Origin of the sequence: Aeromonas sp. 82P, assembly GCF_051919365.1 — a bacterium.
In the GTDB taxonomy this organism is placed as follows: domain Bacteria; phylum Pseudomonadota; class Gammaproteobacteria; order Enterobacterales; family Aeromonadaceae; genus Aeromonas; species Aeromonas veronii.
The window spans coordinates 2103033-2128338 of sequence record NZ_JBQBEV010000001.1 but is presented as its reverse complement, the minus strand read 5'-3'; the positions used below and the strand labels follow the sequence as shown (position 1 = coordinate 2128338).

Genomic DNA, 25306 nt, shown 5'->3' with positions numbered 1-25306 from the left:
AAAGGATGAGGGGTTTGCTGCTCTCCGGGCCATGTGACGTGGCCAGCCTCCCCTCGCCAAACCATGGTGTAAAAATGTGAGACCCATCCCGTCCCCACGCAGTAGCACAAGAGTTAATATGCAACAACACAATAAATGAACATCCTCTGCCATACTCAAACGAAGTATTCCGTTACGCCGAAACCGGAGCCTGATCATGGTAACCAGCTCGCTTCACACCACAGATACCGAGGTTGAATTTGCCGACGATATCCAGTTGGTATCGACGACCGACCTCAAAGGGGACATCACCTACGCCAATCCGGCGTTTTGTCAGGTGGCAGGCTATCGCCTGGAAGAGATGTTGGGGCAGCATCACAATCTGGTGCGCCACCCCGACATGCCCAAGGCAGCGTTTGCCGATCTCTGGGCCCACCTGCAGGCAGGCAAACCATGGCGAGGCATGGTAAAAAACCGCTGCAAAGATGGTCGCTATTATTGGGTTGATGCCTATGTCACCCCGATTTATGAAGATGGCAAGATGGTGGGTTACCAATCCGTCCGCTGCCGTCCCGCCGCAGAGCACAAAGCGCGTGCCAGCAAGATGTACAAAACCCTTAAAGCCCGTGAAACCGGCTCTGCCATTCACATGGGCCTGCGTCAACTCACACCGGCCATGATGACCATCCCTCTGCTGCTCGTCAGCGTGATCAGCGCGCTCTGGCTGCTCTCACCGCTGCAGGCGCTCTGGGTCATTATTCCTCTCTTGGCAGCCATCTGGTTCAATCGACACCCTCTCTTCCTCACACCGCGATTCTTGCAGCAGCTCGAACAGGATTACGACAGCATCAGCCGCCTTATCTTCTCGGGGGATGCCCCCCACAGCATTGCCGATTTCCATATCAAGCTCGGGCAAGCGAAGATCCGTACCGTACTCGGTCGGGTGGATGACACCACAGCTTCGCTCAATGCCATGGCCAATGACCTGCGCGGCTCCGCCTCGCTGGCCAGCCAGGATATCTCTTCGCAAGACACGCAGATCCAGCAGATTGCCACCGCCGTCACCCAGATGGCTTCGGCCGCCGAGGAGATCAACCGCAATATTCAAGACAGCAACAGCCAGATTGAAGAGGCCCGTAGCCACTGCATCACCACCAGCACCCAGCTTTCGGAAGCGGGAGAAGAGATGTCTGCGCTGGCCACCCAGGCGGAGCAAGCCTTCCAGTCTGCTGTCGAACTGGCGAGCGAATCCGAGCGGATCGGCACCATCATGAGCGAAATTCGCGGCATTGCAGATCAAACCAACCTGCTGGCGCTCAATGCCTCCATCGAAGCCGCACGGGCAGGCGATCAGGGGCGTGGCTTTGCAGTGGTGGCGGACGAGGTTCGCAGCCTGTCGACCAGAACCCACAAGGCAACAGAGCAGATCCAGAACAGCATTGGCCATATCCAGCAAACCCTGGGGGGATGGAAAGAGATGATGCATCTCAATGTGACCAGAACCAACGCCTGCCTCGCCACCACCCGGGCAAGCACCGGCAACCTGAATCAGGTTGTGGTCGAGATAGACAAGGTCTCTGATTTTTCCAACCAGATCACCGCCGCAGCCACCGAGCAACAAGCGGTCATCGAGGAGATCAGTCGCAATATCAACCAGATATCCTCGCTCTCTCACGATAACAGCCTCAAAATCGATCAGGTGAGTGAAACCAGTGCCAACTTGCAGAGCAAAGCGAGCCAGCTCAAGGACTTAAGCCGGACATTCGGATAGCAGCATGCAGATAAAGTTCATGTAAACGAAGGGCCACCCGTCTGGGTGGCCCTGTTGTTTATAAGGCTTAACTGTAGCTCCTAAACGCCACTTACTTGGCGTAATCCTCAGTCGGAATACAGGAGCAGAACAGATTGCGATCGCCGTAGACGTCGTCGATGCGGTTCACAGAGGGCCACAGTTTGGCGGCACGCACGGCGTCGGACGGGAAGACCGCCTCGGCGCGGCTGTAGCCACGGGACCACTCTGCATCCATCACGTCATCCTGCGTGTGCGGCGCATGGACCAGCGGGTTGTCGGTCAGGCTCCACTGCCCCTCCTGCACCTTGGCAATCTCGGCGCGGATGGACGTCATAGCCTCGACGAAGCGATCCAGCTCGCGCTTGGATTCCGACTCGGTCGGCTCGACCATCAGGGTGCCCGCCACCGGGAAGCTCATGGTCGGAGCGTGGAAGCCGTAATCCATCAACCGCTTGGCCACGTCCATCTCGCTGATGCCTGAGGCTTCTTTAAGCGGACGGATATCCAGGATGCACTCGTGGGCCACCCGACCGTTGCGGCCGGAATAGAGCACCGGGAAGGATTCACCCAGCTTCTTGGCCAGATAGTTGGCGTTGAGGATAGCCACCTGAGTGGATTTCTTCAGCCCCTCGTCACCCAGCATGGCGATATACATCCAGCTGATGGGCAGGATGCTGGCCGAGCCGAACGGTGCCGCCGACACGGCACCGTTGTCACGGCTCTCCTTATCGGTCTTGACCACGGCGTGACCAGCCACGAACGGTGCCAGATGTTTCTTCACGCCGATAGGCCCCATGCCCGGGCCGCCACCGCCATGAGGAATGGCGAAGGTCTTGTGCAGGTTGAGGTGAGAGACGTCCGCCCCGATAAAGCCCGGTGCCGTCAATCCTACTTGCGCGTTCATATTGGCGCCGTCCAGATAGACCTGACCACCGTGCTGGTGAACGATGTCGCACACCTCCTTGATGGTCTCCTCATACACCCCGTGGGTGGAGGGGTAGGTCACCATCAGGCAGGAGAGTTGATCCCCCGCCTCGGCCGCCTTGGCCCGCAGGTCGTCGAGATCCACGTTGCCGGATTTGTCACAGGCGGTGACGATCACCTTGAGCCCCGCCATCTGGGCAGAGGCCGGGTTGGTCCCGTGGGCAGAAGCCGGAATGAGACAGATGTCGCGATGCCCTTCACCACGAGACTCGTGATATTTCTTGATGGCCAAGAGACCTGCGTATTCGCCCTGCGCACCGGAGTTCGGTTGCATGCAGACCGCATCGTAACCGGTCACCTTCACCAGCCAGTTTTCGAGGTCGGCCAGCAGCAGCTGATAGCCCTTGGCCTGCGCCAGCGGGGCAAACGGGTGCAACTTGCCAAACTCGGGCCAGGTCACCGGGATCATCTCGGCGGTGGCGTTGAGCTTCATGGTGCAGGAGCCGAGTGAAATCATGGCGTAGTTGAGCGCCAGATCTTTCGCTTCGAGACGGTGGATATAACGCAGCATCTCGGTTTCGGAGTGGTACTTGTTGAACACCTCGTGGGTCAGCACTGCGTCGGTGCGCAGCAGATCCTGCGGGATGGCGTGATGGGCCTGCGCCGCCTTGTCGAGGGCCTCGATGTCCAAGCCGTGGCCTGCCCCTAGGAACAGTTCGAACAACTCGGCCACATCGCCGCGAGTGGTGGTTTCAGAGAGGGAGATCCCTACCGCACCGTCGAGGTCTGCACGCAGGTTGATGCCATTGGCTTCAGCCTTGGCAATAAGTGCTACTTTATCTGCCGTCAGCACGGTCAGGGTATCGAACCAGCTGGCATGCTTGAGGGCCACACCCTTGGCCTTGAGGCCAAGCGCCAGAATGGTAGTGAGACGGTGCACGCGGGAGGCGATGGTTTTCAGTCCCACCGGACCGTGGTAAACGGCGTAGAAGCTCGCCATGTTGGCCAGCAGCACCTGAGCGGTACAGATGTTGGAGTTGGCCTTCTCGCGGCGGATGTGCTGCTCGCGGGTCTGCATCGCCATACGCAGCGCGGCCTTGCCACGGGCATCCTTGGAGACACCGATGATGCGGCCCGGCATGGATCGCTTGTAGGCATCGCGGGTAGCGAAGAAGGCGGCGTGGGGGCCACCGTAACCCATGGGCACACCAAAGCGCTGGGCGGAGCCCAACACCACATCGGCGCCCAGCTCGCCCGGGGATTTGAGCAGCAGCAGGGAGAGCAAGTCGGCGCTGACGCAGGCCAGCCCTTTCTGGGCCTGTACCGCGGCAATCAGGGCACGCAGATCTTTCACCTCACCTGTGGTGGTGGGGTACTGGAACAGGGCACCGAACACCTCTTCGCTCACGGCATCGCTCGCAGCGCCAACCGCCACGTCGAAACCGAAGTGAACCGCACGCTCCTTGACCACGTCGATCACCTGCGGGTGCACGTCATCGGCCACAAAGAAGAGGTTGGATTTGGACTTGGCCATCCGTTTGGCCAGCGCCATCGCCTCGGCGGCGGCGGTCGCTTCATCCAGCAGGGAGGCGCTTGCCAGATCCATGCCTGTGAGATCCAGCGTCAGCTGCTGGAAGTTGAGCAGGGCTTCGAGACGGCCCTGCGCCAGCTCGGGCTGGTACGGGGTGTAAGCGGTATACCAGCCCGGGTTTTCCAGCACGTTGCGCAAAATGACGTGGGGCACATGGGTATCGTGATAACCCATGCCGATGTAGCTCTTGGCAATCTTGTTCTGAGCGGCATAGCCCCTGAGCTTGGCCAGCGCCTCCACTTCGGTCATGCCGGCACCGATCCCCAGCGGGCCCGGCAGGCGAATGGCGGCGGGCACGGTCTGTTCAATCAAATCGTCCAGGCTTTCGGCCCCGACGGTCGCCAGCAGCTGGCGCAGCTCTTCCTCGCCCGGGCCAATATGGCGGCGGACAAAATCGGTTTTTTGCTCGAGTTCAAACAGTGACTGGGTCATTTCCCTATTTCCTGATAAATAAGTCCTGGCATGACATCCTGATAACCAAGACCTGATGTTCCTGATCGTCGGTTGATACCGACTCCACTCATGTTCTGGGTCCCGCAGACAGGGGTGCGGCACCGGATGCTGCGGCAGCATCAAGAGGGGATCGCCTTGTTGCGAACCGGCCTGTTTGCCCCCTAGGCTCCCAGGCTGGCAAACGGCAAGCGCGGGCGACTTCACCCTTCCACCGGCCGGTGCTTGCCCGGCTGGCGGTCATACAAAGGGGCCCTGCTGTGTTGGCAGGGCCCGGGGGCATTACTCTTCGTCCACCACGTTCTGGTAGCCTTCGGCATCCAGCAGGTTGGCCAGCTCGCTCTCGTCATCGAGCTTGATGCGGAACAGCCAGCCAGCGCTGTAGGGGTCGGAGTTGACCAGCTCGGGGCTCCCTTCCAGCTCTTCGTTGACGGCGATGATCTCGCCACTCACCGGGCTGTAGATATCGGAGGCCGCCTTGACCGACTCGGCCACGGCGCAGTCGTCACCGGCACTGACCTGCTTGCCCACTTCCGGCAGCTCGACAAACACCATGTCACCCAGCAGCTCCTGGGCGTGTTCGGTGATACCGACCACGGCCTCGCCGTTGGCTTCAACACGGATCCACTCGTGGGAAGTGGCATATTTCAGTTCGCTCGGGATATGGCTCATTTGTGCTTCCTTTGATCTTTGAGTCGCGTTTAAAAACGAATATGAAAAGGGATGAGGGAGGCACTGCCCTCCCCCAAGACGATGTTAAACCAGCTTCTGGCCGTTACGGACGAAAGCGGGCTTGGTGACCTTCACGGTGACCAGCTTTTTGCGGATCTCCACCTCGGCCAGCTCACCGATATCGCGGGGCACCCGCGCCAGGGCAATACTGTAGCCCAGGGTGGGGGAGAAAGAGCCGGAGGTGATCACACCTTCCCGCTTCTCACCGTTTGCCGCGGTGAAGGTAACGGGCATACCGGCACGCAGCACCCCTTTCTCTTCCATCACCAGACCCACCAGCTTGGGCTGGTTGCCCGCCGCTTTCTGCGCTTCCAGCACGTCACGGCCGATGAAATTTCGATCGCTCGGCTCCCAGGCGATTGTCCAGGCCATGTTGGCGGCGAGTGGAGAGACTGACTCGTCCATATCCTGACCGTAGAGGTTCATCCCCGCCTCGAGGCGCAGGGTATCGCGGGCACCGAGGCCGCACGGGGCGACGCCGTTATCCAGCAGTGCCTGCCACAGCTCGCAGGCTTTCTCTTGGGGCACCACGATTTCATAACCATCTTCGCCGGTGTAGCCGGTAGTGGCGATAAAGAGATCGCCAGCCTGCACGCCGAAGAAGGGTTTCATCCCCACTACGGCGGTACGCTGAGCGGCGCTCAGCACAGCAGCTGCCTTGACCTTGGCGTTGGGGCCCTGCACCGCAATCATCGCCAGCTCCGGACGCTCGGTCACTGTGATATCGAAATCGATGGCGTGATGGCGGATCCAGGCCAGATCCTTCTCGCGGGTAGCGGAGTTGACCACCAGCCGGTAGAAGGTATCGGTCAGGTAATAGGTGATGAGGTCATCGATGACGCCGCCTTCCGGATTGAGCATGCCGCTGTAAAGGGCCTTGCCGGGGGCAGTGAGTTTGGCCACGTCGTTGGCCAGCAGGTGTTGCAGAAAGGCTTTAACCCGTTCGCCGGTCAAATCGACGATGGTCATGTGGGAGACATCGAACATACCGGCATCGCTGCGCACCGCGTGGTGCTCTTCCAGCTGGGAGCCGTAGTTGATGGGCATTTCCCAACCGTGGAAGTCCACCATCTTGGCGCCGGCTTCCAGGTGTTTGGGATGCAGTACAGTAGTCTGGATCATCGCATTCTTTCCTTAGCAAAAAGCCTTTTCGCTTTGGCGACCACCCTTGCGACCCGCGTCACCGCTCTGACTGCACAGCGTGCAGCAAAAAGCGACCGGATCCAAAAGTGTGTGCTCGCTCCTGCCCTTGCCAGGCAAGAGGGATTCCTTGAACGGAGCGGATTATATGACAAGCAGGCGAGCGTGCCGCTCAAAAAAAACTAATCCCCTCCCGTAAAACTGACTCCAGACACTAAGATAAATGCAGTGATAAAAACAGCCATAAGCCGACTCAGGCGAGATTAAATTTTGATTTTTACCGTTTCGTCACAATTTGCAGAAAAACGTTTCGCTCCAGAGCAAAATTAAAGGCTGACACCCAAAACGGGTCATCAGCCTTGTCGGATTACTTTTGTTGTCAAAAAACGCGAGTAATATTAGTTTTTTTCACCCTTGGCCTGCATGGCACTGCCCTTGGTCGCCGCAACTGCCCAGTCAGGACGGGCCAATGCGGGCAACTCGCCCTCCAGCCCCATGGCGGCGCGGATCACCCCCTCCTTGAAGGGCGTCAGCAGATTGGCCGCGCGCAATCCCACGCCCCGCACCAGCTTCTTGAGCGGGTTGGCCCCGCTGAACAGCCGCTTGAGCCCCTCCATCGCAGCCAGCATGCGAGCCGCTTCGCTCTTGCGCCAGCGCTCGTAGCTGCGCAGGTTGTCGAGCAGGCCGATATCCTCACCCGCGGCATGATTTTGCAAGATCTGCTCCGCCAGCGCGGCAGCATCCAGCAGGCCAAGGTTGACCCCCTGCCCCGCCAGGGGGTGGATGGTGTGGGCAGCATCTCCCACCAGCACCAACCGCTCGCGAGCAAAGTCGCGGGCATAGCGGGCAGTGAGGGGAATGGCGCTGCGCGGCCCCTCCACCTTGCACAGACCGAGCCGGGCATCGAAGGCGGCGGTAAGCTGGCGATTGAACTGCTCGTCATCGCAGGCGCAGAGCGCCTCGGCGCGGGCCGCAGGCAGCGACCAGACGATGGAGCAGAGGTTATCTTGCCACAGCGGCAAAAAGGCGAGCGGGCCATCCGGGGTGAAGATCTGGCGTGCCACCGCCTCGTGGGGCTCGGCACAGCGCACCGTTGCCACCAGGGCGTGGTGGCCATAATCCCAGCTGGTGAGCGGGATATCGGCCTGACGGCGCACCCAGGAGTGGGCGCCATCGGCAGCCACCACCAGTTTGGCCGAGATGGCCTGACCATCTTCAAGGAGCAACAAGGCGCCCGCCGGGCCGCTCTGCAGGCTCTTGGCTCTGGCGGGGGTCAGCAACTGGATATTGCTGGCACCTTCAATCGCCTCAAGCAGCGCCAGCTGGATCACCCGATTCTCGACGATATGGCCGAGGTTGGCCTGACGCAGGCTGGCGGCATCGAAGTCGATATGGCCGAAACTGTCCTGCTCCCACACCGCCATCTTGTCATAGGCCTGCAGGCGGCGCGCTTCAATGCCGTCCCAGGCGCCAACATGGCGCAGGATCTGCTGGCTGGCCAGACTCAGGGCGCTGACCCGGTTATCGGCCACCTCCCCCAGCTGCGGGTCGGGCAGTTGTCCCTCCACCACCAGCACCTTGAGGGCGCTATGTTTCAAGGCCGCAGCGAGCCCCAGCCCCACCATGCCGCCACCGACAATCACCACATCCACATTTTGCATCTGCATCATCTCATCCTTTCAGGGCTGACCGGCTGGCCAGCGAGGGGACGCCCGCAGGCATCACCTCTTTATTCAATAGGTTTTGCTCAACGAATGGCGGTCACCATCTTCCGGTCAACAGGTTCCACTCAACAAGTGCTGGCTAGTTGCCGCACACATCGGCGACAAAGCCCAGGGTGCGCGAGGCAAGCGGCGCCTTGAGGCACGGGAATCGCCCCATCAGGGTGAGCGCCAGATTACGCCCCGCCACCAGCGGATCGTGACCATTGGAGAAGAGCTGGGCCAGCGAAGAGGTGAGCCAGACGGTCTGCTCCTGATCGCGCTGACGCTGCTGCCAGTAGCCACTCAGTACCTTGAAGCTGCCGATATCCTCCCCCTCTGCCAACGCCTTGGCTACGGCGCCGGTAAGCAGGTCGAGATCCCGCATCCCGAGGTTGAAGCCCTGTCCGGCAATCGGGTGCAGGGCGTGGGCGGCATTACCGACCAGCACGGTGCGCTGGGCCAGCGGGTAGTCGCAGGCGGTCAGAATGAGCGGATAGACGTGACGCACGCCGCATCGCTCGAAGCGGCCGAGCCGCCAGCCAAAGGCCTGCTGCAGACGGGCGAGAAATGCCGCCTCATCGAGGGCCATCAGCTCATCCACCTCATGCTGCCCGACGCTCCACACCAGCGAGGAGAGCCCCTCCTGCATCGGCAGCAGGGCCAGCGGCCCCCCTTCGGTAAAACGCTCGAAGGCGCGTCCCTCAGGGTCTTGCGCCGTTTTGACCGTGGCGATGATGGCGTGCTGCTCAAAGTCGTGGCGGGTCACCGGCAACTTGAAGTGCTGACGCACAAAGGAGTTGCCGCCGTCTGCCGCCACCAGCAGGCGGGTCTCAATCTGTTCACCGCTCTCGAGGGTGAGGGTCACCTTCTCCTCATCGGGCGCAATCTCGCTCACCCGGGCCGGACAACAGACCCGGATATTGGGAGAGGCCGCCATCGCCCGTTGCAGCTCCTTGCCGGCGGATGCCAGCTCGATCACCTGGCCCAGCGCGGGCAGGCCGTATTCGGCAGCCGACAGGCGAGCCTGACCGAAGTGGCCCCGATCCGAGACATGAATCTGGGTAATGGGGGCGCAATGGGGGGCAAACAGCGGCCAGAGTCCGCGTCGCAACAGCGCATCGCAGGTACCGGCCGAGAGCGCAATGGCGCGGGCGTCGAACCCTGAATGGGTGTGCTGTTCGGGGACGCTTGCCTCCAGCAGAAGGATCTCGAGGGGGGAGCCATCGGATCGAAGCAGGGCTGCCAGCGAGAGGGCCAGCACGGCGCCGCTCATTCCACCGCCGACCAGGGTGACATCGACCTGTCGCACATCAGATTGAGACATAAGCAGAGAGGAAGAAGTGAAAAAGGTGGCCTCATGCTATCACAAAGCCGCAGGCCGAATGCGAGGTCACCGGCAAAAAACCGGTTGTGCCTCACAGGGTTAGCCACAACAGCGCCATAAAAAAGAGCGCCATAAAAAAGAGCGCCATCAGGCGCTCTTGCAGATTCAGTAAGGGTCGCGTTGACCCGCACCTCAATGAAGGGTCGGCGGCGCGCTCGGGGTATCGGGGCGCTTGCCAAACTCTTCGAAGGCCATCATGACCCCCAGTTTGACGTGTTCGTAGAGCACCAGGAAGGAGGCTTCGTTCTCGTCATCTTCCTGATCGAACTCGGCAGAGACCTGAGTGATGCTGGCGATATCCTGGATCATCTCCTGCAGCTCTTCCGACGCGCGGGAGAGCTCCTGCTGCACCACGCCGAAACCGGCCAGAAACGCCTGTGACCAGTCCACCAGCGAATCGATGCGCTCATCAAGGGGGGCATCATCACTTGGCAGCAGCAGCTCGACGCCTTTCTGGGCCATCAAGCTCTCGACCACATTGTGATAAAGATCGGTCATCACCTGGCGCACCGGGGCCGGCAGGCCAAAACCGTCGTTCACCAGATCGTTGAAATGGGGCACCCAACTCTTGTCGTCCAGTGCAACACCGCCGCACACCAGACCGCAGATCACACCATGGGCCTCTACTGCGCTGGCCATCAGCTCATGTTGTTCCATGATGTCGGCCACTGCCGCATATTTAAGGGGGTTCGTTTTGCTCATCGAGGATCCGCTCAAAGTTCAGTCAAATTTGCAGAATTAATGGTCAGGATCCTAGCATTCTCCCTCTTGCAGAGCCAGCAAGGCCTTGAAACTTATGCATCTGCGCTATATAGTCCCGCCCAGTTGTCCACGTGGATAAAGGCGGAACTCAGCTCCGCCGTATTGAGGAAGGCATGAGCACAGAGGCCGTAGAAATCGTCATTTTGGGACGTCCCTACAAGGTATCCTGCCCCTTGGGACAGCAGGATGCCCTGCGCCAGGCCGCCGAGCAGCTGACCGACAAGTTGATCGACCTGCGTCAACGCTCCAAAGTCTCCAGCAACGAGCAATTGGCTATCATGGCGGCGCTCAATTTCTGTCATGAGCTCTGCCTTGAAAAAGAGAAGAACCACCAATACTCTGAGACCATGGACAAGCGGATCAAGATGCTGCAGCGCACCATCGAAGCGGCCCTGATCGAGCACGGACAATATGGTGATTCCAGCGAAGAGGGGCAGCAGCCCTAATCGCAAACCGTTTTAAAATTCCCTGGGATGTTTGTCAGCCGGTTCAAGTCCCCGAGCCGATATTCATACCAAACAGGGGATCTGCCTTCTGGCTATTGCGCATGCTCGGCACGACCGAGAAGCCTGCGGTCAGATCCGATCCCCGCCTTGAACCGACGGTTCAAGGGCCCAAACCGGCAACGGCATCTCGGGGTACCAACAGCAAAAGCCCGTCACCAGCATGACGGGCTTTTTCTTTGCCTGATGATCAACGAACCCTACCCCTTTCAGAGCTGAAAAAATGCCCCGGATGAAAAGCTCACCCGGGGCATCTCCGCATTCACTGTGCAGGCGGGTATTAGTGCAGCCAGCCGCGTTAGTCCGTTTATTTGACCAGCAACAGGTTCTCCGGCTGGCGGGAGGCAGTCACCAGCACCGGAATGGACTTGGAGGTCGGCGTAAACGAGCCGGCGCCGATACTGTCGATGGGCACCAGCGGATTGGTCTCTGGGTAATAAGCCGCGATATTGCCACGCGGGATCTCGTAGATCACCACCACAAAACCCGTCACGCTTCGCTCGCGCCCATCGTTGCAGATGGCCGCCATGTCGACCCGATCCCCTTCGGCAAAGCCAAGCTGGCGAGCATCCGCCTCGTTCATGAACACCACGTTGCGCTGGCCCTTGATGCCGCGATAGCGGTCATCCATGCCGTAGATGGTGGTGTTGTACTGATCGTGGGAGCGCAAGCTCTGCAGCAGCAACACCGGCTGGTCGTTCATCTGTTCGGCATGGCGGGTACACTCCGGCAGCACTGATTGCGGTAGGGTGCTGGCACGAAACTCAGCGCAGCCACTGGCGGTATTCCAGGTCAGCAGCGCCGCGGAGTTATCGAGATGAAAACCGCACGGCTGCTGGATGCGGGCATTGAAATCGGCAAAGCCGGCGATGGTCTGCTCGATAAGATCGCGAATACGAGCATAGTCATCGCGCAAAGCCAGCCAGTCGACCCGCTCGCTGCCCACAGTGGCATGAGCCATCCGCGCGACTATGTCGGTCTCGGAGAGGCAGAGGGGCGATACCGGCTCGGCTGCGCCGGTCGAGGCGTGCACCATGCTGAAGGTGTCCTCCACCGTGATCTTCTGGTTGCCGCTGCGCTGGATATCGAGCTCGGTGCGGCCAAGGCAGGGCAGGATCAGTGCCGCCTTGCTCACCTGCAAGTGGCTGCGGTTGAGCTTGGTACTGATCTGCACGTTGAGCTCGGCCTTTTTCATCGCCCCGTAGGTGAAGTAGGTGTCGGGCGCCGCTGCAGCCAGGTTGCCACCCAAACAGATGAGCACCTTGCTCCTGCCCTCGTCCAGCGCCTTGAGCGCTTCGTACACGTTGTGACCGCGTGCCCGCGGCAGGCTCACCTGCAGATGACGCTCGAGCCGGTCGATAAAGGCGGCGGTCGGCTTTTCGTTGATACCCATGGTGCGGTTGCCCTGCACGTTGCTGTGGCCCCGTACCGGGCAGAGCCCCGCCCCCGACTTGCCAATCTGGCCGCGCATCAGGTGCAGGTTGACGATTTCGCGAATGGTATCGACCGAGTGCAGATGCTGGGTCACCCCCATGGCCCAGCAGCTGATGATGCGCTGGCTGGCGGCAAAGACCCTGGCGGCCTGCACGATGTCGGCGCGAGTCAGGCCGGATTGCTGCTCGATCGCCGCCCAATCGGTGGCACGCACCTGCGCCTCGTACTCGGCAAAATGGCGGGTGTGGCGGGCGATGAAATCGCGATCCACCGCCTCCGGCACCTCTTCCAGGATGTACTTGGCCATGCCACGCATGGCGGCCATGTCGCCACCCAGTTTCGGCGTCAGGTATTGGTGGCTGATGGTGGTGGCCGCCGGGGTCAGCAGCTCAAGCGGGCTCTGCGGGCTGGCGAAGCGCTCCAGCGCCACCTCTTTCAAGTTGTTGAAGCTGACGATCTTGCAGCCGCCGCGCGCTGCCTGGCGCAGGGCATTCATCATGCGCGGGTGGTTGGTACCCGGATTCTGGCCATAGACGAACACCGCATCGGCCTGGTCGAAGTCATCCAGCACCACAGTGCCCTTGCCGATGCCGACCGACTGGATCAGCGCCACCCCGCTCGCCTCGTGGCACATGTTGGAGCAGTCGGGGAAGTTGTTGGTGCCAAACAGGCGACCAAACAGCTGATAGAGGTAGGAAGCTTCGTTGCTGGCACGCCCCGAGGTGTAAAACTCCACCTCGTCCGGGCTATTCAGCCCCTTGAGGGTGTCGGCAATCAGGGCAAAGGCGTCGTCCCAGCTTACCGGCTCGTAGTGATCGGTCGCCGGGTTGTAGCGCATCGGCTCGGTCAGCCGCCCCTGATACTCGAGCCAGTAGTCGCTCTGGGTGGCCAGCTGGCGCACCGAGTGAGCGGCGAAAAACTCGGCCCCCACCGTCTTGCCGGTAGACTCCCATGCCACCGCCTTGGCGCCGTTCTCACAGAACTGGAAGGTGCCGTGGTCGTTGTCGCCCCAGGCACACCCCGGGCAGTCGAAGCCGTCGGTCTGGTTGACCCGCAGCAGGTTCTTGATGTTCTGACGGGTCTTCTGGCTGCGCAGCACCTGTTTCATGGTGGATTGCAGGGACGAAAAACCGCCGGCTTTGGCGGGCTTTTCAATATGACTCATGGCACTCTCCGATGGGATCCGCCGGGCGATGGCTCGAATAGCTGACCGGGGCATCAAACTTGGGAATATGAACGACGTTGAGGTTGTATTTGAGGGCCAGCCTGATTGCCAACTGGCTGGGCGATGCCAGACAGATGAGATGACGGGCACCGAAGCGGGCGGCTTTTTGCACCAGCTCACTGCCACAGCGGCTGGTCACCACCAGGGTGTCGCACGCACTTTGCTGACGCAGCAGCAGGCCGATCAGCTTGTCGAGGGCATTGTGGCGCCCGATATCTTCCCGGCAGTGGAGGATCCGGCCCTCGGCATCCAGCGCCAGCGCCGCATGCAGGGCACCGTGTTGCTGTCCCTTGAGCTGCCACTGGGCGATCTGAGCACGCAGCCCCGCCAGCAAGGCCCCATTCAGCGGCGGTGTCAGCGGCAACACCGGCAATGCGGGCAGCGCCTGCTCCACCGCCGCTACGCCGCAGATGCCGCAGCCAGTTGCCCCGGTCAGCCGACGCTTGTTCTCAGCCAAAGCAGCCAGGGAGCGGTTGGCAATGGTCACATCCAGCACAATACCCTGTTCGGCTGGCGCGACCTGGATGTCGTGGACTTCGTGGTTATGCCGGATGATCCCCTCGCCAAACAGAAAGCCGACAGCAAAGTCGTCGAGATCGTCCGGGGTCGCCATCATCACCGCATGGTTGATGCCATTGATGTTGATGGCGACGGCCACCTCCTCCACCAGATGATCCAGTGAAGGCGAAGCAGGCAAATTGACGGGGATGTCGACAGGCGTGTAGGCAGGCATGCAGGTTGGCCTAAAAATGCAAACTTCATTCAAGTTTAGAGAGGCGACTGACGCAAAACCAATGAAATAAATCTATATCCTGATAGAGTTGCTCTATCGAAGATGTTTTTTCAATTGATTAATTCTTCAATAGCCGGTTCCACTGCCTCCACTACAACCAGATGAACATCAAGCAACTTCACTACTTTCACGAGCTGGCCAAACACCGGCATTTTGCCAAAGCGGCCAAAGCCTGCCACATCACCCAGCCCACCCTCTCGGCCAGCATTACTGCGCTGGAAAAGAGTGTCGGCACCGATCTGGTGGTACGCACCAGCCAGTTTGTCGCCCTGACCGAGGCAGGCGAGCTGGTGCGCCAGTATGCCGAACGGATGTTGCTGGAACAGGAGGCACTCAAGCAAGAGCTGGCGCTGTTCCAGGGCGAACTCTCCGGCACCCTGCGTATCGGCATCGTGCCCCAGTCCAATCTCGACATCATGCCGTTTATCGCCCGCTGCAAGCAGCGCTATCCCGACATCGTCATTCGCCTGTCGGTGCTCAGCAACGAAGCCCTGCTATCACAGCTGGAGCTGCATCAGTGCGATATCGGACTGGGATTTGATGAACCGGTTGGCGGATCTGGCCGGCGCGCCTTTCATGTCTACCCGCAAGGCGCCAACCAGATGGCGGTGCTGATGAACCGTGACGAAGCGGATCAATACCCGCACAGCGGCGATATTGCGCTTGCTGAACTGCAGCAACAACCGTTGGTGCTGCCCAGCCGCACCATGCAATTTCGTCAGTATCTGGATCGCGCCGCCGAGCTGGCGGGGACCTCGCTTAACGTGGTACTGGAGACCGACTCGCTGTTCCATCTGGTCAGCGCCGTACGCCACCGGCTGGGCTGGGCCATCGTCAGCGCCGGCCTCGCCCGCTCTGCCAGCAAACTCTCGGACCTCGTTTGCCTGCCACTCGCTCCGCTGGAGAATATCGGCCATACCGCCTTTCTGACCCGCCAGCAGAGCATCACCCCCGCCATGCGTGCCTTTCTTGAACTGGTGGCAGAAGGTGAACCGGCAAACGCGCCTTGACGCAGGCCGAGCGGTAAACCTCATCCGGTTCTGGCAAAGAAAAAGCCCGCCAGAAGGCGGGCTTTCAGAGAGCAAGCGCAGGCATCAAATCGCCATCTGCTCGTGAGGCGAGCCGTGGTGGCGCAGCCAGACAAAACTCAGCGCCACGATCAGCACCATCAGGGTCATGATGGCCCCCAGGGTCACCTGTCCAGTCATCGGGAAACCGGCGGCCAGCAGGGTCACCACACCCGCCCCCAGATTCTGCATCCCGCCGAGAATGGCACCCGCGGTGCCGGCTTGACCCGGGAAAGGCTCGATGGCGCAGGAGGTGGCGGTCGGGTAGAGAATACCGCTACCGATGAAGTAGACAGCCGCACCACCAACCAGCGAGGCGGCACTCACCACCCCGAATAGCCCCGGCACCAGAATGATAAGCGACCCCAGAGCCAGAAAGGCGATGCCCAGACGCATCAGCTTGCCCTGAGTCAAACGGAAGCTCAGCTTGGCAGAGAGCCAGGCCCCGAACAAATAGCCGGGCAGCGGCAGCACGAACAGCACGCTCACGGTATGGGCGCTCAGTTTCAGCACATCGCCGAGCAGCACACCGGCCGCAGCCTCGAACACTGCCAAACCGGCAAAGGTCGCCATCAGGCAAAGCAGGTTGCCCTGAAACTTGGGGTTGCCCAGCACATGACGATAGGCAGCACCGACGCGCAGTGGCTGACGGGCAGCAGCAGGCAGAGTCTCGCCAAACCAGGCCATGATAGCCAGGGTTGCTACGGCACCAAAACCGAACAGGAACCAGTACCCGGCGCGCCAGTTGAACAGCTCGGTCAGCCATCCCCCCAGCACCGGCGCCAGCAGCGGGGAGAAGATCACCCCCATGCTCACCAGACTGTTAGCGCGGTTGAGCTCGGCGCCGTTGTAACGATCGCGCATCACGGTACGGCTCATGGCGCCACCGGCACCGGTACCCAGCCCCTGAATAAAGCTACCCACCAGCAGGGCGGCAAAATGGGGGATGACCTGAATGATCAGGGTGCCCACCAGAAACACCATCATGCCGACGATCAGCACCGGGCGACGACCGATACGATCCGACAACGGCCCATAGACAAACTGGGAGAGGCCATAGGGGATCAGGTAACAGGCCATCACCGCCTGCAACTGGCCCGAGGCCACATTGAAGTCCCCCGCCATCATGGGAATGGAGGGAACATAAAGGGTCTGGGTCATCTGGCCCACAGCGACCATCAGAATGGTCAGTAAAAACAACGGATAAAAACTGTGCCGATCCATATCAGTCCCAAAAAATCGAAAAAATGCTGCCGCCCCTCTGGCACAAAATGGCCCAGAGGAATCTGATCACAGAGGCTGTGATGCAATCAAAAACAGTGTTGGAAACAGTAGGCGGGGAGCCCGCCAAACCACCGCACAGGACGCTTGGTGGTATGGGGGCATCATAGTGATTCAGCTCACAAAAAACGAACGAATCTTTATAATCGGCTTGCCTTAGTTTTTCTAATATTACGGGGCAGCACGCCCCGTCAGCAGTTAAAAATCAACGTGTTACCATCTGCTGCGCCTGCTTGATCAGCTCATCGGGCTGCTCCTTGCGTGGCGGTATGGTGATCCCCTTCTGGCAGGCAGGTTTCTCTGCCATGCGATCCATCCAGGCTTGTAGATGGGGTAACCCCTCGATGGAGATGCCGCTCCAGTCATAAATACGCACCCAGGGCCAGGTGGCAATGTCGGCGATGCTGTACTCGTCCGCCAGATATTCGTGGTGGGCCAGATGGCTATCGAGCACCTCGAACAGACGGCGTCCCTCCTTCTGGTAACGTTCGATGGCGGCGGGGATCTTTTCGGGGAAATAGCGGTAGAAGACGTTGGCCTGCCCCATCATGGGTCCTACCCCGCCCATCTGGAACATCAGCCACTGGATGGCCTGAGAGCAGCGTTTGGGATCAGCGGGCAGCAACTTGCCTGCTTTCTCCGCCAGATAGATGAGGATGGCCCCCGATTCGAATACGGCGAAATCGTCGTTATCCCGATCGACGATAGCCGGAATACGGCCATTTGGGTTGATGGCGAGAAACTCGGGCTTCTTCTGATCCAGCGCCGAAAGATCGAGAGGAATGACCCGATAGGGCAAACCCAGCTCTTCGAGGGCGATCGCCACTTTGAAACCATTGGGGGTCGCGGCGGTGTAAAAGTCGATCATGATTCACTCCTTGTTGGTCATAGCCAGATTGCACGGTTGGAACAGGGTGCAACACCATAGCCGCCTCATCTTGCAACAAGTGACCGGCTCCAGACCATTAAAAAGCGGCGCACCGTAGGCCAAACAAGGCCACGGTGCGCCGCTGGTGCGCTCTGGCAATGGTTGATATTAGTTGATCACGGCGACCGGCTTGCGCTGGCGCAGCATGATCAGGCGGGAAAGCAGCGGGAAGTAGGACTCCAGCTTGCGCAACAGCACCCGGCTGCAGGCAGGCTCGACCAGCTCCGACTCATCCAGCACGATGCCGTTTGAGACAAAATAGAAACGGGGGTCACGCACATCCGGCCCGCAGACCGTCAGCGCCTTGTCTCCCTTGCGGATCAACAGCGGCAAGACCGGCAAACCGATCGTCTCATCCTCTCCCCGGGCAAATCCGGCATCCTGCCAGGGCGCATCGCCGTCGATCAGCAGGATCGCCGCCTCCGTCTTGGCCGGTTGCCACTGGGCCAGGGGGGGCACGGTGATGTGGGCAAAGTGATCACCATACTCGGGTGATGACCGCAAGATGGCCAGCAGTCCCTCGCTGGCCGCTGACACGTTCTGACTCACTAATGACAAATTCATGGTTCACATCCCTATGCTCATGACAGCCTGTATCCGGCTGCTGGGATAAGACTAGCGCAGATCTGGTCTATATTGGAGCCGTCAAATCTGGCAGTGGTAATCAATTGGTCGTAGGGTGATAACAGTTGCCATCGCACAAAATACTGGTATCATACCGCGTCCTTTTATCCCCCGTTCTTTAACATCCAGTGGTGAACCTATGCATCCGATGCTGAATATCGCCGTGCGCGCTGCGCGCAACGCCGGTCAAGTTGTAGTAAAAGCCTTCTCCCAGCCCGAGAACATTGAGGCTATCCAAAAAGGCAGCAATGACTTCGTGACCAACGTTGACCGTGAAGCCGAAGCGGCCATCATTCACACCATCAAAAAATCTTACCCGGAGCACAGCATTGTTGCTGAAGAGTCTGGTGAGATTGCCGGTACCAATCCGGACTACCAATGGATCATTGACCCACTGGATGGCACGACCAACCTTGTCAAAGGCATTCCGCACTTTGCGGTCTCCATCGCCCTACGCGTCAAGGGCAAGACTGAACAAGCCGTTGTTTACGATCCCATCCGTGACGAGCTGTTTACTGCTACCCGTGGTAGCGGCGCCCAGCTGAACGGCTACCGTATCCGTGTCGGCAAAGCCAAAGAGCTGGCTGGCACCGTACTGGCTACCGGTTTCCCCTACAAACAAAAGCACCACATCGAGTCCTACCTGAAAATGTTCCAGAGCATGTTCATCGAATGTGCCGACATCCGTCGCTCCGGCTCTGCCGCACTGGATCTGGCCTACGTGGCTGCCGGTCGCGTCGATGGTTTCTGGGAAATCGGCCTCAAGCCCTGGGACACCGCTGCCGGTGAACTGCTGGCCAAAGAAGCTGGCGCCATCGTCACCGACTTCGTAGGTGGTCACAACTACGAAAACTCCGGCAACATCGTGGTTGCCAACCCGCGTGTCCTGAAAGAGATGCTGGGCAAGATCCGCGAAGAGCTGCCGGAGTCTCTAGCTAAATAAGCCAGCCTTCGAGCAGACAGATAAAAAAACCGGCGCAAGCCGGTTTTTTTATTGCTGCGATATGCCCTGTTCGGGCATTCCAACCAACTGCTTATGCTCTTCTTCCCCGTAGCGCACACCCCAACCGCTCGCCCCGTTCCCCATCCCCAAAACCGTTCGTCGCCCTTCTCTCGTTAGCAAATACGCTTTAACCAACCTTCTTGAATATCACCGCGCACAGGCCGGGATAATCATCTGACCGCCCTGTTCGCCCTGACCTTCATCCTGTTATGAAGAGCCCCAACCATCAGGCCCGAACCCATCGCCAGATAAAAAAACACCCGGCACATGGCCGGGTGTCGTGGGGGCAGGCAAAGCCCCCGAGTTTTCTGAATGAAGAGGCCGGTGTACGCCACCAGCCCCCTTATCAGGCGAGACGGAAGCGCCCGATGGTCTGTTTCAGACCCACCGCCAGCTGGCTCAGCTCCAAACACGCGCGGGCAGTATGATCGGCGCCCAGAGCAACCTCATTGGCGGACTCGTTGATCCGCTCAACATTGCGACTCAGCTCATCAGACACCGCATCCTGCTCACCACAGGCGCTGGCAATCTGGATCGCCATATCGGCGATCTGCGCCACCGCTTCTTCAATCTGCTGGATACCGGTACCGGTCTGCTCGCTTTGGGTTACGCACTGGCGGATCATGTCACAGCTCAGCCCGGTCACCTCTTTGGCCTGATTGGCGCGAGACTGCAGGGTTTCGATGATGGCGACGATCTCGCCGGTAGAGGCCTGGGTGCGGCCCGCCAGGGTGCGCACCTCATCGGCAACCACCGCAAAGCCACGGCCCTGTTCACCGGCACGGGCTGCCTCAATGGCGGCATTGAGAGCCAGCAGATTGGTCTGATCGGCAATGCTGCGAATGACATCGACCACTACGTTGATCTGGGCGGATTCACGCTCCAGTTCGGCCACCAGCGTGCCAGCCTGCTCAATCTCTTCCGCCACACGGGTGATCGCCACCAGCGAACGCTGCACATCCTGATTACCTTTGCGGGTTAAGGTATTAGCCGCACTGGCAGACTCAGAAGTGTGCTCTGTATTGCTCGCCACATCAGCAACGGTCGCTTTCATCTGGGTCATGGCGGTCGCCACCAGCGAGATCTCCTGCTGCTGGCTCTGAATGCCCTTGGCGGACTGCTCGGAGACGGCGCTCACCTCCTCGATGGCAGTGCCAAGCTGGGTGACAGCAGCCACTACCTCTTCAATCAGACCGCGCAGGTTGTCCTGCATCTTGAGAGAAGCTTTGGCCAGCATGCCCAGCTCGTCGCGGCCGATATGTTGACGCTCCAGCTGATGGGTCAGATCGCCGGCGGCAATGGCGTTGGCCTGAGCCACTACGGCTTGCAGCGGCAGGCAGATCTGGCGAGTCAGGAACCAGGTCATCACCACCATGAACACCAGCAGGGCACCGATGCTCACCATGGCGAAGGTGGTTACCATGCTGACGCTGCCAAGCAGGCTGCCACGGTTCTCTTTGACGAAACCGAGGTTCACCTGGATCAGCGAGTTGACCGCCTGCTCCAGTGCCCCGAAAAGCGGGTTGGAAGCAAACAGCTGGGTTTTGGCCTGCTCGTGCTGGCCCTGCACCAGCAGCATATCAAACTCGTTTACCGAACGTTGATAAGTGAGCCACTGTTGTTTGGCTTGGTTAAACACCTGTCGCTCGTTGTCGGCACCCACAGTCGCCTCGTAGGCACGAAATGCCTCGTCAACCTTGCGAATATTCTCCTGAATGCGGCCACGACGGGCCTGCAAGTCGGCGGCATCATCCACCATCAGCAGGGCAAACTGGGCCCGACGTACATAAGAGACGTCGTAGAGCAGGGTTTCGACCGAGAGCACGCTCGGCAAAGTGGAGTCGGTAAAATTCAGCACCCGATCGCGCACGCCGCGCAATTCACTGGAGAGAAAAACACCGAAGACGACGTTGACTGCGGCAATAACCGCAAAAACCACAGCAATCTTTTTGCCGATGGAGAGATTCTTGTAAAACATGATTGGCTGTTGATCCTCAACTGCTGACAAGCAGGTAAACAGTAGCGATCACATCCGTATGAGCTGATCCCGGCCATTCCTGACGGGAGATGGAAGGTTGCGAAAGCGGGGGAAGGACGATTTCGCGAGGCGCGAACTCTATCACAATATCGCCTAATCTTTCACCAGATTTCACCAAATGAATGCAAGCTGATTTCCTTCACAACCCGACATTCATCACAAAATATTTATAGCGACCAAATCATTTCAAATAGTTAACCGATAAATGCAATCGAGGCAGTGGCATGGACAAGGAGCCATCAACTCGTTGTAATGACCAACATAATCCGATGGCGGAGCCCCATCCCCCTTCGTTGTAACCATTTGCTGTAACAAGAGGCCCTGTTTATGGATAACAGCTCGTATCTGCCCGCTTCAACCTGGTCTGCCCAGCTGCGTGAACAACTGCAGGCGCGGCCACTTACCGCCCTCGGTCTCTTTATCGCGCTGGCTGCCGTCTTGTTGCTGCTGTTGCAGAGTCTCATCATGCTCGCTACCGGCGAGGTGACCAGCGGCGTGCGCTACGGCCTGATCGGTGGTGCCGCCGGGTTTGCCGCCACCGCCCTCGGCGCCCTGCCCGCTCTGTTTCTGCGCTCGGTACCGCAAAAGGTAGAGGACACCATGCTGGGCTTTGCCGCCGGCATGATGCTGGCGGCCAGTGCCTTCTCCCTGCTGTTGCCGGGGCTGGAGGCCGCCGAGGGGATCACCGGCAACGGCTTTAGCGCCGCTGCCGTGGTGGTGGTCGGCATGACTCTCGGGGTGCTGTTGATGCTGGGACTGGATCAGTTCACCCCCCACGAGCATGACAAGACCGGCCCCTGCGGTCCCGGCCACGAGAGCTGCTCCCGGGTCTGGCTGTTCGTCTTTGCCATCGCCCTGCACAATCTGCCGGAGGGGATGGCCATCGGGGTGAGCTTCTCGCAGGGGGATATGTCGGTGGGGCTGCCGCTCACCACCGCCATCGCACTGCAGGATATTCCCGAAGGGCTGGCGGTGGCGCTGGCCATGTGCGCCGCCGGTTTTCGCCCCTCTGTCGCCGTGCTGGTTGCCATCGCCAGCGGCCTGCTCGAACCGGTTGGCGCCCTGCTCGGAGTGGGGCTCTCCAGCGGCCTTGCCATCGCCTACCCTATCGGACTAGGACTCGCCGCCGGCGCCATGCTGTTTGTGGTCTCGCACGAGGTGATCCCGGAGACCCACCGCAACGGTCACCAGACCTATGCCACCCTTGGCCTGATGGCAGGCTTTGCCCTGATGATGACCCTCGATACCGCGCTCGGCTAAAGGCCTTCTCCCCTCCTCATCAATGCTTTTTGTCACCTGCGGCGCTTCCATATGGATCGCCGCGTTTCATCTCTCCTTTCGCTTGTGCCTCTCGGCGCCGACGCCATCTTTTGTTATGATCTACAGCAACTTAAATTCAGCCACACGGCTATCAAGACGAGGTCAGCAATGAAAGTAGGTATTATCGGCGCCATGGAGAAAGAAGTAGCCCTGCTGCGCAGCCAGATGAGCAACCCCACCACCCTGCAACTGGGCGGCTGCGAGTTCTATCAAGGGGAGCTGGCAGGCAAAGAGGTGATCCTGACCCGCTCCGGTATCGGTAAGGTCGCCGCCAGCGTGGCCACCAGCCTGCTGCTGGAAAAATTTGCCCCCGACTGCGTCATCAATACCGGCTCTGCGGGCGGCTTTGCCCAGGATCTGCATATCGGTGATGTGGTGATCGCCAGCGAGATGCGTTTCCACGATGTCGACGTGACCGCTTTTGGTTACGAGATGGGCCAGATGGCGCAGCAACCCGCCGCCTTCCCCTGCGACGAGAAGCTCATCGCGGTCGCTCAGGATTGCATCACCGAGCAGGGCAAGCACCAGACCAAGGTTGGCCTTATCTGCACCGGCGATCAGTTCATGTGCAAACCGGACGCCATCGCCAAGGCTCGCGACGACTTCCCGCAGATGCTGGCGGTCGAGATGGAAGGTGCCGCCATCGGTCAGGTGTGCCACATGTTCAAAGTGCCCTATCTGGTGGTACGCGCCATGTCCGATATCGCCGGCAAGGAACAGGTTGAATCCTTCGATGCCTTCATCGAAGTGGCCGGCAAGCACTCCGCCGAAGTGATTATCAAGATGCTCGGCAAACTGTGATCGAAACCGGCTCGCTTGATTTGATGGCCGACGCCCTCCTCTCGACGACGGCGGCCATTCTGGTAGGTGCTGCCCTGCTGGAGGCGGTGATCCCGTGGCCTTCCCATCTGCGTCTTTCGGCCGTCACGCCCCTGCTGACCCGGCTTGGGCACAAGGTACACAGACCTGATGGTTCACCCGGCCAACAAATGCAGGCCGGACTGCTGGCAATGCTGGTAGTCTGGCTCCCCTGCGCTGCCGGGCTCTGGTCGCTGCGCAATCTAGCCCTGAGCGAGCCGATCTTCGACCTGCTGTTCCTGCTGCTGATGCTCGAATTCCGCCCACTGCGCGAACTCGCCCATGCCACTCACTCGCTCGCCACGCAGGAGACCCTGCCGCTGGCGAGATTGCAGGCGGCGCCCTGGCTTAAGCGGGAGACCGGTAAACTCTCGACCATGGGGCTCGCCAAAGCAGTGACGGAGAGCTGCGCTCTGCGTCTGGTCGGCCAATGGGCTGGCCCGCTGCTGGGATTTGCCCTGGCTGGCGTACAGGGCGCCCTGCTCTGGCGGCTGGTGCAGCTGATGAATCAGAGCTGGAGTCGCAAAGATCCCGCCTTCGACCACTTTGGTCGCGCCGCCAGCGCCCTCTATCAGGGGCTCAATGCCTCCGTCATTTTGCTGCTGGGGCTGCCACTGCTGGCAAGCCGTCTCAAACAGGCCGCACAGCTGCTGCGCAATGGTGCGCTCTGGCCCTATCCCGTCATGGGGATGCTGCTCACTCTGCTGGTAGATAAGTGCCGGATCCGCCTTGGTGGCCCTCGCTACTATCAGGGGACTCTCCAGCGCTGGCCCGTCATCGGCACTGGTGCTGAGCCAGATAGCGAGACACCGCGCAAGGTGCTCAACATTCTGCAAGGGTGCGGCTGGGGCTGGTTGATACTGGCGCTGCTTGTCACTGTGGCGGGGTTATTTCATGCTTAGATGGTTGCGATTGCCTGTCTGGCTGCCCTGCGTGTTGCTTGCCTGGTTGCCCGCTGCGCTGCAGGCAGCCACTCCGAGCCGGGTGGTGAGCGTGGTGCCCCATCTTACCGAGCTGCTTTATGACATCGGTGCCGGTGACAAGCTGGTCGCCATCGACGATGCCTCCGACTATCCCGCAGAAGTGAAAAACAAGCCCAAGGTGGCCAATTATCGCAGCATCAATGTGGAGGCCCTGCTGGCGCAAAAGCCGGACTTGATCCTCGGCTGGCGCTCGGCCCAGTCTCGCATGCTGACCCCGCTGGAGCAGCTGGGTATCCCGGTTTTCTACTCTGAGCCTACCGATTTTGCCTCGCTGGCGACCGAGATGCGGGCGCTGGGCAAATTACTGGGGGTGGAAAAGAGCGCCAACGAAGCCGCCGATCGCTATCTGGCGCGCCTGCATTCCCTGCAACAGCGCTATGGCCAACCAACCGGTGTCAAGGTGTTCTACCAGCTCTGGTACCCACCGCTCACCAGCGTCAGTGGCAATGCCTGGCCCGCTCAGGCCATCGAACTCTGCGGCGGGATCAACATCATGGCGAATGCCAAGACCCCTTACCCTCAAGTGGACATGGAACAGGTGATCAGAGCCAACCCATCGCTGATCCTGGCAGGGAGTCAAGATCCTGACGCTCTGCGTCACTGGCTGAAGTGGCCTAATCTCGACGCGGTGCAGCATCAGCGACTCGATTTGATCAACTCGGATGAGCTGCACCGTTTCACGCCAAGAGCCCTCAATGCAGTGGAGCAGGCTTGCCGAGCCATTGCCCAACGCAGCAACAAATAGCCAAAAAACAGCCATTCAGATTACGCCTTCCAATTTACGTCTGCAAA

General features: G+C 59.9%; 21 protein-coding genes and 1 other RNA gene. 10 read left to right on the top strand and 12 right to left on the bottom strand.

Going from position 1 to position 25306, the window contains the following annotated elements:
• Window positions 1-196 precede the first annotated feature (196 nt).
• Complete coding sequence (locus ACTG2S_RS09820; RefSeq protein WP_005361477.1) at window positions 197-1750, top strand: methyl-accepting chemotaxis protein; 1554 nt, start codon at window positions 197-199, stop codon at window positions 1748-1750.
• A gap of 91 nt (window positions 1751-1841) precedes the next feature.
• Here the strand turns inward: ACTG2S_RS09820 and gcvP are convergent, their stop codons facing one another.
• The 3 genes from gcvP to gcvT all read right to left on the bottom strand — a co-directional run bounded on the left by gcvP (window position 1842) and on the right by gcvT (window position 6590).
• Window positions 1842-4718, bottom strand: a complete 2877-nt coding sequence (gcvP, locus tag ACTG2S_RS09815; RefSeq protein WP_265775743.1) for an aminomethyl-transferring glycine dehydrogenase — start codon at window positions 4716-4718, stop codon at window positions 1842-1844.
• A 300-nt stretch (window positions 4719-5018) separates the two neighbouring features.
• Complete coding sequence (gene gcvH, locus ACTG2S_RS09810) at window positions 5019-5408, bottom strand: glycine cleavage system protein GcvH (RefSeq protein ID WP_005333898.1); 390 nt, start codon at window positions 5406-5408, stop codon at window positions 5019-5021.
• 84 nt (window positions 5409-5492) lie between these two features.
• Window positions 5493-6590 (bottom strand): glycine cleavage system aminomethyltransferase GcvT, encoded by a 1098-nt coding sequence (gcvT, locus tag ACTG2S_RS09805; RefSeq protein ID WP_005346577.1) that lies wholly within the window; start codon window positions 6588-6590, stop codon window positions 5493-5495.
• Here gcvT and ACTG2S_RS09800 point away from each other — a divergent pair.
• Window positions 6567-6794: a hypothetical protein gene (locus ACTG2S_RS09800; RefSeq protein ID WP_439982406.1), complete on the top strand. Its 228-nt coding sequence runs from the start codon at window positions 6567-6569 to the stop codon at window positions 6792-6794. The genes gcvT and ACTG2S_RS09800 overlap by 24 nt on opposite strands.
• 212 nt (window positions 6795-7006) lie before the next feature.
• On the opposite strand, the gene ACTG2S_RS09795 is transcribed toward ACTG2S_RS09800, so the two are convergent.
• The 3 genes from ACTG2S_RS09795 to ACTG2S_RS09785 all read right to left on the bottom strand — a co-directional run bounded on the left by ACTG2S_RS09795 (window position 7007) and on the right by ACTG2S_RS09785 (window position 10397).
• Window positions 7007-8275, bottom strand: a complete 1269-nt coding sequence (locus ACTG2S_RS09795) for an FAD-dependent 2-octaprenylphenol hydroxylase (RefSeq protein ID WP_439983246.1) — start codon at window positions 8273-8275, stop codon at window positions 7007-7009.
• A 136-nt stretch (window positions 8276-8411) separates the two neighbouring features.
• Entirely contained in the window at window positions 8412-9635 is a 1224-nt protein-coding gene (gene ubiH / locus ACTG2S_RS09790) for a 2-octaprenyl-6-methoxyphenyl hydroxylase (protein ID WP_439982404.1), read from the bottom strand.
• Between the two features lie 192 nt (window positions 9636-9827).
• Window positions 9828-10397, bottom strand: a complete 570-nt coding sequence (locus ACTG2S_RS09785; protein WP_005346580.1) for a UPF0149 family protein — start codon at window positions 10395-10397, stop codon at window positions 9828-9830.
• A gap of 173 nt (window positions 10398-10570) precedes the next feature.
• Between ACTG2S_RS09785 and zapA the strand changes: the two genes are divergently transcribed.
• Both zapA and ssrS read left to right on the top strand, forming a co-directional pair.
• A complete protein-coding gene (gene zapA, locus ACTG2S_RS09780) occupies window positions 10571-10903 on the top strand; it encodes a cell division protein ZapA (RefSeq protein ID WP_005333910.1) in 333 nt (110 codons plus the stop codon).
• Between the two features lie 16 nt (window positions 10904-10919).
• Window positions 10920-11101: non-coding RNA, 6S RNA (gene ssrS, locus ACTG2S_RS09775), on the top strand.
• A gap of 166 nt (window positions 11102-11267) precedes the next feature.
• Here ssrS and ACTG2S_RS09770 read toward each other — a convergent pair.
• Together ACTG2S_RS09770 and fdhD are read right to left on the bottom strand one after the other, a co-directional pair.
• Complete coding sequence (locus tag ACTG2S_RS09770; protein ID WP_265775746.1) at window positions 11268-13559, bottom strand: FdhF/YdeP family oxidoreductase; 2292 nt, start codon at window positions 13557-13559, stop codon at window positions 11268-11270.
• Window positions 13546-14352: a formate dehydrogenase accessory sulfurtransferase FdhD gene (gene fdhD / locus ACTG2S_RS09765; protein ID WP_164979941.1), complete on the bottom strand. Its 807-nt coding sequence runs from the start codon at window positions 14350-14352 to the stop codon at window positions 13546-13548. The genes ACTG2S_RS09770 and fdhD overlap by 14 nt, the downstream gene beginning before the upstream one ends.
• Window positions 14353-14513: 161 nt before the next feature.
• On the opposite strand from fdhD, the gene ACTG2S_RS09760 reads away from it, so the two are divergent.
• On the top strand, window positions 14514-15422 hold the full coding sequence (locus ACTG2S_RS09760; RefSeq protein ID WP_265775747.1) for a LysR family transcriptional regulator: 909 nt from the start codon (window positions 14514-14516) through the stop codon (window positions 15420-15422).
• Between the two features lie 84 nt (window positions 15423-15506).
• Here the strand turns inward: ACTG2S_RS09760 and emrD are convergent, their stop codons facing one another.
• The 3 genes from emrD to ACTG2S_RS09745 all read right to left on the bottom strand — a co-directional run bounded on the left by emrD (window position 15507) and on the right by ACTG2S_RS09745 (window position 18252).
• Window positions 15507-16703 (bottom strand): multidrug efflux MFS transporter EmrD, encoded by a 1197-nt coding sequence (gene emrD, locus ACTG2S_RS09755; RefSeq protein ID WP_265775748.1) that lies wholly within the window; start codon window positions 16701-16703, stop codon window positions 15507-15509.
• Window positions 16704-16965: 262 nt separating this feature from the next.
• Window positions 16966-17628, bottom strand: a complete 663-nt coding sequence (locus tag ACTG2S_RS09750) for a glutathione S-transferase family protein (protein WP_265775749.1) — start codon at window positions 17626-17628, stop codon at window positions 16966-16968.
• Between the two features lie 168 nt (window positions 17629-17796).
• Complete coding sequence (locus ACTG2S_RS09745; protein ID WP_265775750.1) at window positions 17797-18252, bottom strand: hypothetical protein; 456 nt, start codon at window positions 18250-18252, stop codon at window positions 17797-17799.
• 199 nt (window positions 18253-18451) lie between these two features.
• On the opposite strand from ACTG2S_RS09745, the gene suhB reads away from it, so the two are divergent.
• Window positions 18452-19255: an inositol-1-monophosphatase gene (gene suhB / locus ACTG2S_RS09740; RefSeq protein ID WP_005352992.1), complete on the top strand. Its 804-nt coding sequence runs from the start codon at window positions 18452-18454 to the stop codon at window positions 19253-19255.
• A gap of 406 nt (window positions 19256-19661) precedes the next feature.
• On the opposite strand, the gene ACTG2S_RS09735 is transcribed toward suhB, so the two are convergent.
• Window positions 19662-21293, bottom strand: a complete 1632-nt coding sequence (locus ACTG2S_RS09735) for a methyl-accepting chemotaxis protein (protein WP_265775751.1) — start codon at window positions 21291-21293, stop codon at window positions 19662-19664.
• A 387-nt stretch (window positions 21294-21680) separates the two neighbouring features.
• Between ACTG2S_RS09735 and ACTG2S_RS09730 the strand changes: the two genes are divergently transcribed.
• The 4 genes from ACTG2S_RS09730 (at window position 21681) to ACTG2S_RS09715 (ending at window position 25259) form a co-directional block, all read left to right on the top strand.
• Window positions 21681-22613, top strand: coding sequence for a ZIP family metal transporter (locus ACTG2S_RS09730; RefSeq protein WP_265775752.1), 933 nt, complete (start codon window positions 21681-21683; stop codon window positions 22611-22613).
• A 168-nt stretch (window positions 22614-22781) separates the two neighbouring features.
• Window positions 22782-23474, top strand: a complete 693-nt coding sequence (mtnN, locus tag ACTG2S_RS09725; RefSeq protein WP_265775753.1) for a 5'-methylthioadenosine/S-adenosylhomocysteine nucleosidase — start codon at window positions 22782-22784, stop codon at window positions 23472-23474.
• Complete coding sequence (locus ACTG2S_RS09720) at window positions 23471-24433, top strand: cobalamin biosynthesis protein CobD/CbiB (RefSeq protein ID WP_265775754.1); 963 nt, start codon at window positions 23471-23473, stop codon at window positions 24431-24433. Before mtnN ends, ACTG2S_RS09720 begins: the two co-directional genes overlap by 4 nt.
• Window positions 24426-25259 carry a cobalamin-binding protein gene (locus ACTG2S_RS09715; protein ID WP_265775755.1) on the top strand — a complete coding sequence of 278 codons (834 nt, stop codon included), beginning with the start codon at window positions 24426-24428 and terminating at the stop codon, window positions 25257-25259. The genes ACTG2S_RS09720 and ACTG2S_RS09715 overlap by 8 nt, the downstream gene beginning before the upstream one ends.
• Window positions 25260-25306 lie beyond the last annotated feature (47 nt).